Source organism: Agrococcus phoenicis, from assembly GCF_047302415.1.
GTDB lineage: Bacteria > Actinomycetota > Actinomycetes > Actinomycetales > Microbacteriaceae > Agrococcus.
The window spans coordinates 801,352-818,261 of record NZ_CP154854.1 but is presented as its reverse complement, the minus strand read 5'-3'; the positions used below and the strand labels follow the sequence as shown (position 1 = coordinate 818,261).

Genomic DNA, 16,910 nt, shown 5'->3' with positions numbered 1-16,910 from the left:
GCCTCAGTCCCCGACGTGGCGCTCGTGCCAGGCGAACGCGCCGCGGTCGGTGAGGCTGGCGACCTGGTCGACGATCACCCGGGCCCGCTCTGCATCGTCAGCTGCGGCCTCCCAGTCGTCGGCGTGCACGCGATCGAGCGCCGAGGGCCCGATGCGCAGCAGCGCATCGCAGAGCTCCTGCAGCACGCGCCGCTGACTGGCGTAGATCGGCTGCCGCCGCTCAGCCAGGATGAAGCTCGCCGCCGTGCCCTTGAGGACCGCGATCTCGGCCCGCACCTCCCGCGGCACCTCCACCGTGCCGCCGAAGCGCACGAGCGGGCCCTCGTGCGCCTCGCGGGTGCGCGAGACCGCCGCGTTCGCGAAGCGGCCGATGAGCTTGGACGTGAGGTTCTTGAGCCGCGCGTGCGCCTCGCGCGAGCCGTCGAAGCTGCGCAGCCAGGTCTCGAGGTCGTCGAGCCGGTCGAACGCGGCGAGCAGGTCGTCGCGCGTGAACTCCGGCCCCACCCACGTGAGCATCATGGAGACCAGCTCGTCGTGCCCGACCCGGCTCAGCAGCTTCGCGACGTCGACGTAGCCGCCGACCACCGCATCCTCGAAGTCGTGCACCGAGTAGGCGATGTCGTCGGCGAGGTCCATCACCTGCGCCTCGATGCTCGGCCGACCCTCCGGGGCGCCCTGCCGCATCCACTCGAAGGCGTCCCGGTCGGCTGCGTAGAAGCCGAACTTGATCCGGCCGGACGCGTCGTGCACGTCGGTCGCCGAGGGCCACGGGTACTTGCAGGCGGCGTCGACGCTCGCGCGCGTCAGGTTGAGCCCGAAGGGGCGCTCGCCGATCACCTTCGGCTCGAGGCGCGTGATGACTCGCAGCGTCTGCGCGTTGCCCTCGAAGCCGCCGATCGCCAGCGCCCACTCGTTCAGGCCCTTCTCGCCGTTGTGGCCGAAGGGCGGATGGCCGATGTCGTGCGCGAGGCACGCGGTGTCGACGACATCCGGGTCGAGGTCGAGCGAGACCGCGAGCTCGCGGCCGATCTGCGCGACCTCGAGCGAGTGGGTCAGTCGGGTGCGGGAGTCGTCGAAGCCCATCGTGGGCGAGAGCACCTGCGTCTTCTGACCGAGCCGCCGGAAGGCGCTCGAGTGCAGCAGCCGCGCGCGGTCGCGGGCGAAGTCGGTGCGCGCGGAGCGATGCTCCTCAGGCAGCCACCGCTCGGCGTCGTGCTCGCCGTACCCCCGCGCGTCAACCACCGCGGGTGTCGCTCTCGTCCTCGATCAGCGCCTCGCGCTGCGCAGGGCTGAGCGTCGGGCTGTCGAGCCAGCCGTCGGGCAGCGCTGGCCTGCGCGGACTGCCAGCACGGCCGCGCTGGCCCTCCACGCCCTCGGCGTTGTAGGGCGAGGCGTGGTCGAGCGCACCGAGCAGCGCGTCGAGCTGCGCGAGCGACTCGACCGCCGCGAGCGCGCGGCGAGCGTCGCCGCCGATCGGGTACCCCTTGAAGTACCAGGCGACGTGCTTGCGGATGTCGCGGCACGCCCGGTCCTCCTCCTCGAAGAACTCGACCAGCAGCTCGGCGTGGCGACGGAAGGCGTGGGCCACCTGCCCGAGGTCCGGCCGGTGGCGCCGGTCGCTGCCGGCGAAGGCCGCGGCGAGGTCGCCGAACAACCACGGCCGACCGAGGCAGCCACGGCCGACGACGACGCCGTCGACGCCGGTCTGCTCGACCATGCGCAGCGCATCCTCCGCCTGCCAGATGTCGCCGTTGCCGAGCACGGGGATCGAGGTCACGGCCTCCTTGAGCCTCGCGATCGACGACCAGTCGGCCGTGCCGGAGTAGTGCTGCGCCGCGGTGCGGCCGTGCAGCGCCACCGCTGCGACCCCGGCATCCTCGGCGATGCGGCCGGCGTCGAGGTAGGTGAGGTGGTCGTCGTCGATGCCCGTGCGCATCTTGACGGTGACGGGGATGTCGCCCGCCCGCTGCACCGCGCGCTGCACGATCGCCGCGAAGAGGTCGCGCTTCCAGGGCAGCGCGGAGCCTCCGCCGCGACGCGTCACCTTGGGCACCGGGCAGCCGAAGTTGAGGTCGATGTGCTCTGCGCGATCCTCGTCGACCAGGATCGCGACGGCCTGCTCGACGGTCTTCGGGTCCACGCCGTAGAGCTGCACGGAGCGCAGCGACTCCGAGGGGTGGTGGCTGATGAGCCGCATCGTCTCCGGCGTGCGCTCGACGAGGGCGCGCGTCGTGATCATCTCGCTGACGTAGAGCCCCGCGCCGTACTCGCGGCACAGCCTCCGGAAGGCCGTGTTCGTGATGCCCGCCATGGGCGCGAGCACGACCGGCGTGTCGAGGGCGATGGGCCCGATCGACAGCGCCGGCCGCGTGCTGGTCACCGCGCTCAAGCTCCGATGAGCCCCTGCGCCAGGTGCGCCTCGAGCTCCTCGACCGAGACGCGCGCCTGCTGCATCGAGTCGCGCTCGCGCACCGTCACCGCGCCGTCCTCCAGCGAGTCGAAGTCGACCGTGACGCAGAACGGCGTGCCCACCTCGTCCTGGCGGCGGTAGCGCCGACCGATCGCGCCGGCGTCGTCGAAGTCGATCGCCCAGAGCCTGCGCAGGCGCGCGGCGATGTCGCGGGCCAGCGGCGAGAGCTGCTCGTTGCGGCTGAGCGGCAGCACCGCGACCTTCACCGGCGCGAGCCGCGGGTCGAGGTGGAGCACCGTGCGGGTGTCGGTGCCGCCCTTCGCGTTCGGCACCTCCTCCTCGTCGTACGCGTCGACCAGGAACGCCATCATGCTGCGCGTGAGGCCGAACGAGGGCTCGATCACGTACGGGGTGTACTTCGCTCCGGAGGCCTGGTCGAAGTAGACGAGGTCCTTGCCGGATGCGGTCGAGTGCGACGAGAGGTCGAAGTCGGTGCGGTTCGCGACGCCCATGAGCTCGCCCCACTCCGAGCCCTGGAAGCCGAAGCGGTACTCGAAGTCGATCGTGCCGGCCGAGTAGTGCGCGCGCTCGTCCTCCGGCACGTCGAAGCGACGCATGTTGGCCTCGTCGATGCCGAGGTCGAGGAACCACGCCCAGCACGCCTCGACCCACGCGTCGAACCACTCGGGCGCCTCGTCCGGGTGCGTGAAGAACTCGATCTCCATCTGCTCGAACTCGCGGGTGCGGAAGATGAAGTTGCCGGGCGTGATCTCGTTGCGGAACGCCTTGCCGACCTGGCCGATGCCGAAGGGCGGCTTCTTGCGCGAGACGGTGACGACGTTGAGGAAGTTCGTGAAGATGCCCTGCGCGGTCTCTGGGCGCAGGTAGTGCAGCCCGGCCTCGCTGTCGACCGGGCCGAGGTTCGTCTTCATCAGGCCCGAGAACATCTGCGGCTCGGTCCACTGGCCGGTGGTGCCGCAGTCGGGGCACGTGATGTCCTCCATCGACGCGGCGGTGCGGCCCTTCTTCGCCTCGTACGCCTCCTCGAGGTGATCCTGGCGGTGGCGCTTGTGGCACTGCAGGCACTCGACGAGCGGGTCGGTGAAGGTGGCGACGTGACCGGATGCGTGCCACACGGCGGTGGGGAGGATGATCGACGAGTCCAGGCCGACCATGTCGTCGCGGCCCTGCACGAAGGTGTTCCACCACTGGCGCTTGATGTTCTCCTTCAGCGCCACGCCGAGGGGCCCGTAGTCCCACGCGGAGCGGGAACCGCCGTAGATCTCGCCCGCCTGGAACACGAACCCGCGTCGCTTCGCGAGGTTGATGACGGCATCGAGACGGTTCTGGACCACGGGTGCTCCTTGCGATCGGCCGTGCGCCCCTGGCTGGGGTGCGGCACATGAGCTTCGATTCTATCGAGGCGGGAGGGTCGCCGTGGTGTGGCCTGGTGCGCCGGTGGATCCTCGCAGCGGAGCGATGCGGCATCGGGCGCTGAGCTAGGCTCGTGCGGGGGCGTGCGCGCCCAGCGAGCCTGGCGAGGAGGTCCGATGCAGAGCGAAGAGCAGCTCGAGCTCTACGGCGCATGGGCGGAGCGATGGCCCACCGACGCGGCAGAGCTGCTCGACGGCTACTCGGGCACCTGGTGGATCGGCGGCGGCTGGGCGATGGACACCGCGATCGGCGGCCGGCGCCCGCACGGCGACATCGACATCGTCATCCCGCGCAGCGAGCTCAGCCTGCTGCGGGGCTGGCTGGGCGGCAAGTGGCAGCTCTGGAGCGCCTTCCAGGGCGCGATGAAGCCGCTGCTGCCCCACGACTCCGACGTGCTGCCGATCGGCACGTCGAGCATCTGGCTGCGGCGCAGCGCCTACAGCCTGTGGGAGTTCGAGGTGCTGCTGGATCCGAGCGACGGCGAGACGTGGCGCTTCCGTCGCGACACCGCGGTCACCATGCCGCTCGCCGACGCGCTCGTCGAGGCCGACGGCATCCGCTACGCCAAGCCGCAGGTCGTGCTGGCCTACTCGGCAGCGGAGCACGCCGACATCGGCTGGCTCGAGGAGGCCCTGCCGGTGCTCGACGGGCCGGCGCGCGCCTGGCTCGTCGACCGGCTCGCGGACGACCACCCGTGGCGGGAGCGCCTGGCCCCGTAGCTCGGCAGCGCGGGGGCCTCGACCCCTGCCGTCGTGCAGCCGCTCAGGCGGTGGGGCGATCGACGGCGCCGCCGAAGCGGCGATCGCGGCCGGTGTAGATGTCGAGCGCGTGCCAGAGGTCGGCGCGACGGAAGTCGGGCCAGAGCCGGTCGAGGAAGACCATCTCCGCGTACGCGCCCTGGTACGTCAAGAAGTTCGAGATGCGCTGCTCGCCCGAGGAGCGGATGAACAGGTCCACATCCGGCACGTCCGGGTTGTACATGCGGCTGCGCACGAGCTTGTCGGTCACGCTCGACGGCTTCAGCCTGCCCGCGGCGACATCGGCCGCGATCGAGCGCACGGCATCCGCGATCTCCAGCGTGCCGCCGTAGTTGACGCACATCTGCAGCGTCATCGCGCGATTGCCAGCGGTGCGGCGCTCGGCCTCCTCGAGCTCGCTGATCACGCTCGGCCACAGGCGGGGCCTCCTGCCCGCCCACCGCACGCGAACGCCCCACGCGTCGAGCTGATCGCGGCGACGGCGCAGCACGTCCTTGTTGAAGCCCATCAGGAACCGCACCTCGTCGGGGCTGCGCTTCCAGTTCTCGGTCGAGAAGGCGTAGACGGAGAGGTGCTCGACACCGGCCTGCAGCGCGCCAGCGACCACGTCGAGCAGCACCGCCTCGCCCGCGGCATGGCCCTGCGTGCGGGTGAGCCCGCGCTGATTGGCCCAGCGGCCGTTGCCGTCCATGATGATCGCGACGTGCTTCGGCACGCTGCCGCGCGCGTACTCGGGCGGGTGCTCCCCCGTCCAGTCGACGGGCCGCCGCTCGATCTCGGTCACCGGCCGCCCCGATCCACGTGCTCGAGGCTGCGCAGGCCCCGTTCGAGGTGCCACTGCACGTACGCGGAGACGGCCCCGGACGCGCGGTCGCGCACACCGCCGGGGCTCGCCTCCGCCGTCGACCAGTCGCCCGTCAGGAGCGCGCCGAGCAGCTCGAGCGTCGCGGCATCGACGCGCAGCGACCCGGGAGGCGCCGAGTGATCGGCGACCATGCCGCCGAGCTGCGGCACGAACGCGCGGTGCGGGCCGGGCTCGCCCGTGACGGCGCAGTCGCCGAAGGAGGGCGCCCAGCCGGCGATCGAGAGCGCGCGCAGCAGGTACGAGTCCAGCGTCAGCGACGGGTCGTGCTCGGCCCGGGCGAGGCTGCGCAGCGCGCCGACGAGCAGCAGGTACTGCTGTCGGGAGCCGTCGTCGTCGGTGAGCCGATCGGCGGTCTCGACCATGGCGGTCGCCGCCGTGTAGGCGCGGTAGTCGGCGACGATGACCGGGGCGTAGGAGCCGAGCGTCACCGCCTGCGTGACGATGTCGAGGCTGCGACCGACCGCCAGCTGCAGGTCGGCGACCATGAACGGCTCGAGCCGCGCGCCGAAGCGCGACGAGGTGCGTCGCACCCCGCGCGCGACGGCGCGCACCTTGCCGTGCTCGCGCGTCAGGAGCGTCACGATGCGGTCGGCCTCCCCCAGCGAGTGGGTGCGGAGGACGACGCCCTCGTCACGGTAGGTCGGCATCGCGGTGGCTCGGCGCCCTCAGCCGACGGGCAGCGCCCGACGGTCGTGGATGCGCAGGCCGCGGTTGACGCCGGAGACGATCGCCTGCAGCGAGGCGGACGTCGAGCTCGGGTCGAGGCCGACGCCCCACACCGTCGCGCCGTCGACGTCGAGCTCGATGTAGCTGGCCGCAGTCGCGTCGGAGCCGGCGCTCATGGTGTGCTCGACGTAGTCGGTGAGCGTGACCGCGACCCCCTCGGCTCGCAGCATCGTGAGCATCGCGTCGATCGGGCCGTTGCCCCTCGCCGAGACCTCGCGCACGAACTCGCCGTCGCGCAGCCGAGCAATCAGCTGCGTCTCGCCGTCGTCCGACGAGGTGGTCGAGAACCCGACCAGCTCGAACCGGCCCCACTGCCCCGCATGACCGTCGTCCTCGTCGCGCCGCCCGTCACCGTGCGAGGGGAGGTACTCGTCGCCGAAGATGCGCCAGATCTCGTCGCTCGAGACCTCGCCGCCCTCGCTGTCCGTGCGCGACTGCACGGTGTTCGAGAACTCGATCTGCAGCCGCCGGGGCAGGTCGAGCCCGTGGTCCGACTTGAGCAGGTAGGCGACGCCGCCCTTGCCCGACTGCGAGTTGACGCGGATGACCGCCTCGTAGCTGCGGCCGACGTCCTTCGGGTCGATCGGCAGGTAGGGCACGGCCCAGGTGATCTCGTCGATGCTCTTGCCGGCTCGCTCGGCCTCCTCGGCCATCCGCTCGAAGCCCTTCTTGATCGCGTCCTGATGCGACCCGGAGAACGCGGTGTAGACGAGGTCGCCCGCCCAGGGGCTGCGCTCGTGCACCTTCAGCTGGTTGCAGTGCTCGGCGACGCGGCGCACGTGGTCGAGGTCGGAGAAGTCGATCTCGGGATCGATGCCCTGCGTCAGCAGGTTGAGGCCCAGCGCCACCAGGTCGACGTTGCCGGTGCGCTCGCCGTTGCCGAACAGGCAGCCCTCGATGCGATCCGCGCCGGCCAGGTAGCCGAGCTCGGCCGCAGCGACCCCGGTGCCGCGGTCGTTGTGCGGGTGGAGCGACAGGATCACGGACTCTCGGCGGGCGAGGTGGCGGTGCATCCACTCGATCGAGTCGGCGTAGACGTTGGGCGTCGCCATCTCGACCGTCGCGGGCAGGTTGATGATCACCGGGCGCTCGGGGCGCGCGTCGAGGGTCTCGATGATCGCGTTGCACACCTCGACCGCGTAGTCGAGCTCGGTGCCCGTGTAGGACTCGGGGCTGTACTCGTAGAAGACCTGCGTGCCCGTCAGCATGCCCTCGAGCTCGAGGCAGAGCTTCGCGCCATCGACCGCGATCTGCTTGACGCCCTCGCGGTCGGAGCGGAAGACCACGTCGCGCTGCAGCACGCTGGTGGAGTTGTAGATGTGCACGATCGCCTGCGTGGCGCCGTCGATCGACTCGAAGGTGCGGCGGATGAGGTGGTCACGGCACTGGGTCAGCACCTGGATCGTGACGTCGTCCGGGATCAGGCCCTCGTCGATGAGCTTGCGCACGAAGTCGAAGTCGGTCTGGCTGGCCGACGGGAAGCCGACCTCGATCTCCTTGTACCCCATCTGCACCAGCAGCTGGAACATCTCGAGCTTGCGATCGGGCGTCATCGGGTCGATGAGCGCCTGGTTGCCGTCGCGCAGGTCGACGGCGCACCAGCGGGGGGCGCGCTCGATGCGCTTCGAGGGCCACGTGCGGTCCGGCAGCTCGACCGAGATCTGCTCGTGGTACGGGGTGTAGCGGTGCGCCGGCATCCCGCTCGGCTGCTGCATGTTCTTCATCAATCGCTCCTGTCGCTTGCTCCATGGTCCGGGCAGGACGGCCTCCGCGACGAGGAAGCCCAGTGTCAGGCCTCGCCGCGGCGACGAAGGAGCAGCACGCTCTGCATGGCGATCAGACTACACCCACCCTCCGGCGCCCCGGCATGGGCTCAGTCGGTCGCGACGGCCGCGAGCGGGGGCACAGCGGCGGCGCGAGCGCCCGCGGGCAGGCTCGCGGCGAGCGCGACGGCGAGGCCGCCGACGACGAGCGACACGGGCAGCGCCCACGGGATCGACGGGGCCGTCGAGACGACACCGCCGACCGATCCGACGAGGGACTGCGTGCCGATCCAGCCGTAGAGGGCGCCCACGCAGAAGCCCGTCACCACGGCCACGACCGTGATGGCGCCGGCCTCGGCCAGCAGCATCGTGCGCGTCTGCCCGCGTCGCAGCCCGAGCATGCGCAGCAGCCCGATCTCCCGCGTGCGGCGGCGCACCGACAGCAGCATCGCCGCGACGAAGCCCAGCACCGCGAGCACTGCCGAGAAGCCGACGATGCCCGTGATGACGCTCGTCACGCCGCCGTAGATCGCCTGCAGCTCGGCCCGGAACCCCGGGTCGCGCTCGATGGAGACGACGGCGGTGGTGAGCGACGTGCCTGCGGTGACCATCATCGTGACGACGGCCGCACCGGCGAAGAGCGACAGCACGAGCGCCGAGGTGCGGCCGGGGTGCGTCGCGAGCGTGCCTGCGGCGGCCCGCGCCGGCACGCCGCGGCCGAAGGCCCGCGACACCAGTGCGACCATCGGTGGCGCGATCGCGGGCGCGAGACCGATGATGCCGGTGACCGAGACGATGCCGCCGGCGAACCCGACCAGCACGGCCAGCGGCGACAGCGGGGACAGCGCGACGGCGGCCGCGAGCAGCAGCGCGCCCAGGATCAGCGCGACGCGCGCACCGGTGCGGCGGCGGTGCACGGTGGTCTCCACATCGACGCCGGCGCCACGGAGCGCTTCCAGCGGCGAGACCGCGAGCACGTCGCGCGTGGCCAGCCAGGCGGAGAGCACCGCCGCGGCCGCGACGGCGAGCGCCGGCACGGCCGCCCAGGGCTCGATCATCGACATGGATCGCAGGTCGAAGCGCTCGCCGAGCCGGGAGATCAGCTCGCCCGCTCCGCGTGCCGTCAACACGCCGAGGATCCAGCCGATCAGCGACCCCGCGATGCCGACGGCGACGAAGCCGCGCAGCACGCGGCGCCGCTCGGTGCGGGAGGCGGCGCCGAGCAGGCGACGCAGGGCGATCTCGCCGCGGAGGTCCTCCACCGCGCCGGTGAACGCCTGGCGAGCGACGATGGCGCCCACCACGACGGAGACGCCGATGAGCAGCAGGGCGGCGATCGCGAGCATGATGCGCGCCGTGCCGCTGCCGGCGATCATCGCCTCCCCGTAGAGGGCGAGCGCAGCGTGCTCCATCAGCGTCGCGAGCGCGGTGCCGAACGCCGCCGCGAGGATCGAGACGGCCAGCGCCAGGCCGAGGCCCGTGCGCGAGGCGCCGTCGGGGCGCTGGCGCCGGGCCGCGGGAGCACCGCCGGCCGGAGCGGACGCGCGCGGGGCCGCAGTGCCGGTCGATGCGGCGCTCATCGTGCTGCCGCCGCGAGCATGCGCTGGGCGATGGTCGCGGCGTCGGTCGCCGGCAGGTCGCCGTCGACGCGGCCGTCGCGCAGCAGCACCACGCGCTCGGCCCGAGCCGCGACCGCCGGGTCGTGGGTCACGACGACGATCGCCTGCCCGGCTGCCGCCTGCCGCACGAGGATCTCCTGCACCTCGATCGAGGTGACGGTGTCGAGCGCGCCGGTCGGCTCGTCCGCGAGCACCACCGCGGGCCGCTGCGCGAGCGCGCGGGCGATCGCGAAGCGCTGCTGCTGGCCTCCCGAGAGCTCGTGCGGGCGCCGCCGCTCGAGCCCGTCGACGCCGAGGTCGCGCAGCAGCTCGCCGATGCGGGAGCGGTCGGGCCGCCGGCCGGCGAGCACCGAGGGCAGCTCGACGTTCTCGAGCGCCGTCAGGCTCGGCACGAGGTTGAAGGACTGGAAGACGACGCCGACGCGGTCGCGGCGCAGCGACGTGAGCGCGTCGTCGTCGAGACCCACCACCGAGGTGCCGCCGATCACCACGTCGCCCGCGGTCGGGGCGTCGAGCCCCGCCGCGAGGTGCAGCAGGGTCGACTTGCCGGATCCCGAGGGACCCATGATCGCGGTCAGCGTCCCGGGTGCGATCTCCAGGTCGATGCTGTCGAGCGCGGTGACGGCGGCGCCGCCGGATCCGTAGCGCTTCGTGGCGCTGCGGAGCGCCAGGGCGGGCGGCATCGGCGCTCGGGCCGATGCGACGTGCGGGGGCAGGGCGTTGGTGTGCATGCTCCCAGTCAAGGCTCGCGCCCGCGCACGATCGTCACGCTGCGGTCGGAACCGCGTCATCCGAGCGGATGAGTGCCGGGCTCAGCCAGCACCGAGCGTCGAGAGGCGCTGCTCGAGGATGCGCGCGAGGAGCGCCGGCTGCTGCAGCGGCAGTCCGTGGCCGACGCCCGGCAGGAGGCGCAGCGCACTGCCGGCGCGCGAGACGTGCAGCAGGCGAGCGGAGTCGCGCATCACCGCACGCTCACGGGAGCCGGCCAGCACGAGCGCGCGGGGCGCCTCGCCCGCGTGCTCCGGCCCTCGCGCCCATCCGGCCGGCGGCGCGAAGCGCAGGTTCTCGCCCACGCTCGCGATGAGCGTGGCCTTGGTGATGCGGGCACTGCCCTCGAGGTAGTCGGGCAGCAGGGCATCCGGCACGAGGAGCTCCTTCGCCTGCACGCGCGCGAACCGCCGCCAGCGGGCGAGCGGCGCGGCGGCGGCGAGCATCGCGAGCGTCAGCCGCGGCATCGCGATGCGCTTGGCCTGCGCGCTCACGACGACGGCGTCGGCGACGAGCGCTGGGCGTCGTGCCGCCAGCAGCACCGCGAGCTGCGCGCCGAGCGAGAAGCCGAGCACGACGGCCCCGCCGGGCGCGCGATCCTCGAGCTCGCGCTCGAGCTCGAGCACCGTCGCCTCGTGCGAGCGGTAGTCGGTGGATGCGCCGGCGCCGTGACCGGGGAGGTCCGGCACGATCGCGCGCACCGGGACGGCGAGGGCGTCGAGCATCGGCCGCCACATCCAGCCCGCGACCCCGCCGCCGTGCAGGAGCAGCACGGGCGGTGCGTCGGCGGGGCCGGACTCGATGACGTGCATGCGTCGATCGGCGTCAGGCGCGCTCGCCCGTCAGCCCGTGCTCGTAGGCGAAGACCACCAGCTGCACGCGATCGCGCAGCCCGAGCTTCGTCAGGATGCGGGAGATGTGCGTCTTCACCGTGGCCTCGGAGACGAACTCGGCGCGCGCGATCTCGGTGTTCGAGAGCCCCTTCGCGGCGAGCCCGAAGATCTGGCGCTCGCGATCGGTGAGCTCCGCGAAGGCGCGCGGAGCCGAGCGGCGCTGCGTGCCGAAGGCCTTGAAGAGCTCGCGCGTCGCGCTCGCCGCGATCACCTCGTTGCCCGCGTGCACGGTCCGGATGGAGGCGAGCACGAGCTCGGGCTCGGCGTCCTTCAGGATGAACCCGGACGCACCGGCGCGGATCGCGCGAGCGGCCGCCTCGTCGAGGTCGAAGGTCGTGAGCACCACGATGCGAGTGCGGGGCTGCGCCGCGACGATGCGCGCCGTGGCCGCGATGCCGTCGAGCACCGGCATCCGCACGTCCATGAGCACCACGTCGGGCTGCTGCTCCTGGGCCAGCCGCACCGCCTGCGCCCCGTCGGCCGCCTCGCCCACGCACGTCATGTCCGGCTGCGACTCCACGAGCATCCGGATCCCGCCGCGGAACAGCGCTTGATCGTCGACGATGAGCACCCTGATCATGCGTGGCCCCTCACCGCAGCCCGGCGGGGAACGAGGCCCGCACGCGGAACCAGCCGTCCTCGATGCCCGTCCAGGCGTCGCCGCCCGCGAGGCGCGCTCGCTCGTGCATGCCGCGCACGCCGTGGCCGGGCGTGCCGGGATCGGCCTGGATTCGATTGTGCACGTCGATCACGATGCCACCGATGCCGCCCGTCAGCGCGACGCCGCGCAGGCGCACGTGCACGGGCTGCGTGCGATCGCCGTGGCGGAGCGCGTTCGTCAGCGCCTCCTGCAGGATGCGATAGGCGGCGATGTCGGCCGTGCGCGGCAGCGGTGCCGCGGTGCCCTCGTGCGCGAGGCGCACGTCGAGCCCGCTGCCGCGCATCCGCTCCACGAGCGCTTCGACGTCGGCCATCGACGCGACCGGGTCGGGAGCCTCGGAGTGGCGCAGCTGCGCGAGCAGGAGGCGCACGTCGCCGAGCGCTGCCTTCGCCGTGCCGGCGATGGATTCGAGCGAGGCGTCCTTCGCCGCGGGGTCCAGGGTGTAGCGAGCGCCGTTCGCCTGCGCGATCACGACGGCGAGCGAGTGCGCGACGACGTCGTGCATGTCGCGGGCCAGCGCCGCGCGCTCCTCCTCCTGGTCGGCGCGACGAAGCGACACCTGCGCGACCTCGGTCGCCGCCGTGCTCCGGGCGACCGCCGCGACGCCCCAGCCGGTGAGGATCGCGACGCTGAACAGCAGCATCGGCGGGATCCAGAGCACGACCATCACGTGGAGGGCGCCGACCACCGTGTCGACGCCCTGCGTCGTCGTGTCGACCGCGAGCCAGTAGGCGGCGAGCAGCGAGGCGATGAACGCGAGGCCGAACCCGGCGAGCCTGCCCGGCCAGCGGCTGAAGCGGCCCACCGAGTACAGCACGACCAGCACGCCGAACCAGACCGGGAACATCCACGCCTGGAGCGCCACGTGCACTGCGGCCAGCGCGGTGAGGCCGGCGAGCGCCAGCACCGGGCGCGTGCGGCGCAGCAGGATGGCGCCGGCGATCGCGATGGTCACGGCGATCGAGATCGGCCACTGCCCGCCGCCGTCGACCAGCACGACCAGCAGCAGCAGCGTGGGGATCGCCAGCACCAGCAGCGTGACGGCGGCGACGATCGCGTCGGCGCGCAGCGCGCCGCGATCGATCCACGGGCGCCGCGAGGGGCGCTCGTCGACCGGCTCGAGGGTGGCGGTCGCGGACTCGGACATGCCTGCCAGGCTAGTGCGACCCATCACGGCAGCGGGGCGGCGGCGGGCGGAATCATCCCCTGGGTGGAGGGGAGGCGCAGGCCCCGCGCTGCACGCGCACGCGCTGGATCCCGAGGACCTCGGCGAGCGGACCAGGGCACTGCGCGCAGCGCCGCGACAGCGGGCGCCGCGACCTCAGAACCCGAAGCGGCCCAGCTGCTTCGGGTCTCCCTGCCACTCCTTGGCGACCTTCACCCGCAGGTCCAGGTGCACCTGGGTGCCGAGCACGCGCTCGATCTCGGCACGCGCATCCGCACCCACCTGGCGCAGCCGCGAGCCGCCCTTGCCGATGATGATCCCCTTCTGGCTGTCGCGCTCGACCCAGAGGTTGGCGTAGACATCGGTGAGGTCGCGCCCCTCGCGCGGCACGATGTCGTCGATCGTCACCATGATCGAGTGCGGCAGCTCGTCGCGCACCCCTTCGAGCGAGGCCTCGCGGATCAGCTCGGCGATGCGCACGGTGATCGACTCCTCGGTGGTCGTCGCTGCTTCGTAGAGCGGCGGCCCCACCGGCAGCAGCGCGATCAGCTGGTCGACGAGCACGTCGAGCTGGGTGCCGGCGACGGAGGAGAGCGGCACGATGGCATCCCAGTCGCGCAGCTCGGAGACCGCCAGGAGCTGCGTCGCCACCGCCTGCTTCGACGCCAGGTCGGTCTTCGTCACGACCGCGATCTTCCTCGCGCGCGGGAATCCCTCGAGCTGCTGGTCGATGAAGCGGTCGCCGGTGCCGATCGGCTCGTTCGCGGGGATGCAGAGGCAGATCACGTCGACGTCGCCGAGCGTCGTCTTCACGACGGAGTTGAGGCGCTGCCCGAGCAGCGTGCGCGGCTTGTGCATGCCCGGCGTGTCCACGATGACCAGCTGCGCGTCGTCGCGGTGCACGACGCCGCGGATCGCGTGACGGGTGGTCTGGGGCTTCGACGAGGTGATCGCGATCTTCTCGCCGACGATCGCGTTCATGAGCGTCGACTTGCCGGCGTTCGGCCGCCCGACGAAGGTCACGAACCCGCTGCGGTGGCGCTCCGCGCGCGCAGCGGCCTCCTGCGCGGCGCGACCGCTGTCGACTTGGTCGTCGTGCGTCATGCTGCCCCCTCGGCATCGGCGAGCGTCGCCGGCGCTGCGACGCGCTGCACCGCCATCTCGCCCGCGTTCCGACCGCGGCCGTCGATCGAGCGCACCTCGATCCTGAGCCCTTCGTGGGTGACGACGTCGCCGACCTCGGCGATGCGGCCGAGCTCCTTCTGCATCAGGCCGCCGACCGTGTCGACGTCCTCGTCGTCGAGGCTGAGCCCGAAGAGGTCGCCGAGCTCGTCGATCTGGAGCCGCGCGGAGACGTGCCACACGCCGTCGCCGGCATCCACCGCCGCGAGCGCTCCGCGGTCGTGCTCGTCGTGGATCTCGCCCACGAGCTCCTCCACGAGGTCCTCGAGCGTCACGAGACCCGCGATGCCGCCGTACTCGTCGACCACCATCGCCACGTGCACGCGCTCGGCCTGCATGAGCGCCAGCGTGTCGTCGGCCTTCTTCGACTCCGGGACGAGGATGGCGGGCCTGGCGAGATCGGCCGCGGTCTCGCTCGCGTCCGGTCGCCACGTGTTGCTGCGCACGACGTCGCGCAGGTAGAGGATCCCGTCGATCTCATCGGTCGACTCCCCCACCACGGGCATGCGCGAGAGCCCGTTGTCGAGGAACTGGCGCAGCGCGTCCTTCGCCGTCGTCTCGCGATCGACCACGATCATGTCGGGTCGCGGCACCATGACCTCGCGCACGAGGGTCGCGTTGAACTCGAAGATCGAGTGGATCAGCTCGCGATCCTCGTCCTGCAGCACCGAGCTCTCGGCGGCCGCGTCGACCATGGAGAGCAGCTGCGCCTCGGTGCCGAAGGCCGTCTCGCGCTGACGCCCGGGCGTCACCTTGTCGCCGACCGTGACGACCAGTGAGGCGATGGGGCCGGTGAGCACGCGCCAGAAGCGGATGAAGCCGGCGGATGCGCGGAGCAGGCCGACCGCGTGGGCACGACCGACGGCGCGAGGGCTCGAGCCGACCAGCACGAACGAGATCACGATCATCGCGCCGCCCGCGACCAGCAGGGTCATCCACCACTCGACGACGAGCGAGTCCACGGCGAGCGTGATGAGCACCGCCGCGATCGTCTCGCACATGATGCGGCCGAACTGCAGGGTCATGCTGTGGCTGCGCAGGTCGTCGGCGATGGACAGCATGGCGCGGCCGCGGCGAGCCTGCTTCGCCGCCTCCTGCAGCTCGGCGCGCGACACCACGCCGAGCGCGGCATCGCAGGCCGCCAGCCAGGCGCCGAAGGCGATCAGCAGCGCCGCGACGATGAACAGGACGGTCTCGAACATCAGCGACCCTCAGCGGCGCCGCCGCGCTGCGCCGCGAACGCGGCGAGCAGCTTGTCCTGCAGCGCGAACATCTCGTCGCGCTCGGCCGCATCGGCGTGATCGAAGCCGAGCAGGTGCAGGAGTCCGTGCGTGGTCAGCAGTCGCAGCTCGGTCATGAGGTCGTGCCCGGCCTCGCGGGCCTGCTCGGCCGCGACCTCCGGGCACAGCACGATGTCGCCGAGCAGGCCGGCCGGGGCGATGCGGTCCGGCGAACCGGGCCGCAGCTCGTCCATCGGGAAGGAGAGCACGTCGGTGGGGCCGGGCTCGTCCATCCACTGGACGTGCAGCTGCTCCATGGACGCGACGTCGACGAGCGCGATCGACACCTCTGCGTCGGGGTGCACGAAGAGCTTCTCGAGGTCGAAGGCGACCAGGCGCAGGAGCTGCGCTTCGTCGACCTCGGCGCCCGACTCGTTCAGCAGGTCGATGGCCATCAGCTGCGCCGTCCGCGACCGGGGCGCTGCTGGTTCGGCTTGCGCGCCTCGCGCGCCATCTGCCGCTGGTCGTGCTCGGTGTAGGCGTCGACGATGGCGCCGACGAGCGTGTGGCGCACGACGTCGGCGCTCGTGAGCGTGGAGAAGTGGATGTCGTCGATGCGACCGAGCACCTGGCTCGCGACCTGCAGGCCGGATGTGCCGGCAGGAAGGTCGACCTGGGTCGAGTCGCCCGTCACGACCATCTTCGAGCCGAAGCCGAGCCGGGTGAGGAACATCTTCATCTGCTCCGGGCTCGTGTTCTGCGCCTCGTCGAGCACGATGAACGAGTCGTTGAGGGTGCGCCCGCGCATGTAGGCCAGTGGCGCCACCTCGACCACGCCCGTCGCCAGCAGCTTCGGCAGCAGCTCGGGATCCATCATCTCGTTCAGTGCGTCGAAGAGCGGGCGCAGGTAGGGGTCGATCTTGTCGGTGAGCGTGCCGGGCAGGAACCCCAGCCGCTCTCCCGCCTCGACCGCCGGTCGGGTCAGGATGATGCGGCTGACCTCCTTGCGGTGCAGCGCCTGCACCGCCTTCGCCATCGCGAGGTAGGTCTTGCCGGTGCCGGCCGGGCCGATGCCGAACACGATGGTGTGCGCCTCGATCGCCTCGACGTAGGAGCGCTGCCCCTCCGTCTTCGCGCGGATCGACTTGCCCTTCGAGGTCAGGATCACCTCGCCGATGGCATCGACGAGGCTCCGCGAGGGGTCCCCGCGGAGGATCCGCGACCCCTCACCCACCTCGGAGCCGGTCAGGTCCGCGCCCTGGCGCACGAGATCGACGAGCTCCTGCACGAGGCGCGTCGCCACGGCGACCTCCTCCTCGGGGCCCGTGAGCGTCACGAGGTTGCCGCGCACCGCCACCGAGACCTCCGGATGCTCGTGCTCGAGGCGCGTGAGCAGCCGATCCTGCGGCCCCAGCAGCCGCACCATCTCGATGCCGTCGATCTCGA

16 protein-coding genes are annotated in these 16,910 nt (G+C 72.1%); 1 reads left to right on the top strand and 15 read right to left on the bottom strand.

Features of this window, described 5'->3' with window-relative positions:
• Positions 1-3 precede the first annotated feature (3 nt).
• Genes AA0Z99_RS03970 through AA0Z99_RS03960 form a run of 3 tightly spaced genes read right to left on the bottom strand, consistent with a single transcriptional unit; the run spans position 4 to position 3,765 of the window.
• Complete coding sequence (locus AA0Z99_RS03970) at positions 4-1,242, bottom strand: deoxyguanosinetriphosphate triphosphohydrolase (RefSeq protein WP_413319671.1); 1,239 nt, start codon at positions 1,240-1,242, stop codon at positions 4-6.
• Entirely contained in the window at positions 1,235-2,389 is a 1,155-nt protein-coding gene (gene dusB, locus AA0Z99_RS03965) for a tRNA dihydrouridine synthase DusB (protein WP_413319669.1), read from the bottom strand. The genes AA0Z99_RS03970 and dusB overlap by 8 nt, the downstream gene beginning before the upstream one ends.
• Positions 2,386-3,765 carry a glycine--tRNA ligase gene (locus AA0Z99_RS03960; RefSeq protein ID WP_413319667.1) on the bottom strand — a complete coding sequence of 460 codons (1,380 nt, stop codon included), beginning with the start codon at positions 3,763-3,765 and terminating at the stop codon, positions 2,386-2,388. The genes dusB and AA0Z99_RS03960 overlap by 4 nt, the downstream gene beginning before the upstream one ends.
• Before the next feature lie 195 nt (positions 3,766-3,960).
• Between AA0Z99_RS03960 and AA0Z99_RS03955 the strand changes: the two genes are divergently transcribed.
• Positions 3,961-4,563 (top strand): nucleotidyltransferase domain-containing protein, encoded by a 603-nt coding sequence (locus AA0Z99_RS03955; RefSeq protein ID WP_413319665.1) that lies wholly within the window; start codon positions 3,961-3,963, stop codon positions 4,561-4,563.
• Positions 4,564-4,606: 43 nt separating this feature from the next.
• On the opposite strand, the gene AA0Z99_RS03950 is transcribed toward AA0Z99_RS03955, so the two are convergent.
• The 12 genes from AA0Z99_RS03950 to AA0Z99_RS03895 form a co-directional block, all read right to left on the bottom strand.
• A complete protein-coding gene (locus tag AA0Z99_RS03950; protein ID WP_413319663.1) occupies positions 4,607-5,386 on the bottom strand; it encodes an isoprenyl transferase in 780 nt (259 codons plus the stop codon).
• Positions 5,383-6,114, bottom strand: coding sequence for a DNA repair protein RecO (recO, locus tag AA0Z99_RS03945; RefSeq protein ID WP_413319661.1), 732 nt, complete (start codon positions 6,112-6,114; stop codon positions 5,383-5,385). The genes AA0Z99_RS03950 and recO overlap by 4 nt, the downstream gene beginning before the upstream one ends.
• Positions 6,115-6,132: 18 nt before the next feature.
• Positions 6,133-7,917, bottom strand: coding sequence for a 2-isopropylmalate synthase (leuA, locus tag AA0Z99_RS03940; RefSeq protein ID WP_413319659.1), 1,785 nt, complete (start codon positions 7,915-7,917; stop codon positions 6,133-6,135).
• Positions 7,918-8,066: 149 nt separating this feature from the next.
• Positions 8,067-9,536: an FtsX-like permease family protein gene (locus AA0Z99_RS03935; RefSeq protein ID WP_413319657.1), complete on the bottom strand. Its 1,470-nt coding sequence runs from the start codon at positions 9,534-9,536 to the stop codon at positions 8,067-8,069.
• Positions 9,533-10,306 carry an ABC transporter ATP-binding protein gene (locus AA0Z99_RS03930; RefSeq protein WP_413319655.1) on the bottom strand — a complete coding sequence of 258 codons (774 nt, stop codon included), beginning with the start codon at positions 10,304-10,306 and terminating at the stop codon, positions 9,533-9,535. The genes AA0Z99_RS03935 and AA0Z99_RS03930 overlap by 4 nt, the downstream gene beginning before the upstream one ends.
• Positions 10,307-10,387: 81 nt before the next feature.
• Positions 10,388-11,155: an alpha/beta fold hydrolase gene (locus AA0Z99_RS03925; RefSeq protein WP_413319653.1), complete on the bottom strand. Its 768-nt coding sequence runs from the start codon at positions 11,153-11,155 to the stop codon at positions 10,388-10,390.
• A 13-nt stretch (positions 11,156-11,168) separates the two neighbouring features.
• The gene (locus AA0Z99_RS03920; protein ID WP_413319651.1) at positions 11,169-11,816 is read right to left on the bottom strand and encodes a response regulator; all 648 of its coding nucleotides are present in this window, start codon (positions 11,814-11,816) and stop codon (positions 11,169-11,171) included.
• A 10-nt stretch (positions 11,817-11,826) separates the two neighbouring features.
• Complete coding sequence (locus AA0Z99_RS03915; protein ID WP_413319649.1) at positions 11,827-13,044, bottom strand: sensor histidine kinase; 1,218 nt, start codon at positions 13,042-13,044, stop codon at positions 11,827-11,829.
• A 174-nt stretch (positions 13,045-13,218) separates the two neighbouring features.
• The gene (gene era, locus AA0Z99_RS03910; RefSeq protein WP_413319647.1) at positions 13,219-14,166 is read right to left on the bottom strand and encodes a GTPase Era; all 948 of its coding nucleotides are present in this window, start codon (positions 14,164-14,166) and stop codon (positions 13,219-13,221) included.
• A complete protein-coding gene (locus tag AA0Z99_RS03905; protein ID WP_413319645.1) occupies positions 14,163-15,446 on the bottom strand; it encodes a hemolysin family protein in 1,284 nt (427 codons plus the stop codon). Before AA0Z99_RS03905 ends, era begins: the two co-directional genes overlap by 4 nt.
• Positions 15,446-15,919 carry an rRNA maturation RNase YbeY gene (gene ybeY / locus AA0Z99_RS03900; protein WP_413319643.1) on the bottom strand — a complete coding sequence of 158 codons (474 nt, stop codon included), beginning with the start codon at positions 15,917-15,919 and terminating at the stop codon, positions 15,446-15,448. Before ybeY ends, AA0Z99_RS03905 begins: the two co-directional genes overlap by 1 nt.
• Complete coding sequence (locus AA0Z99_RS03895) at positions 15,919-16,890, bottom strand: PhoH family protein (RefSeq protein WP_413320752.1); 972 nt, start codon at positions 16,888-16,890, stop codon at positions 15,919-15,921. The genes ybeY and AA0Z99_RS03895 overlap by 1 nt, the downstream gene beginning before the upstream one ends.
• Positions 16,891-16,910 lie beyond the last annotated feature (20 nt).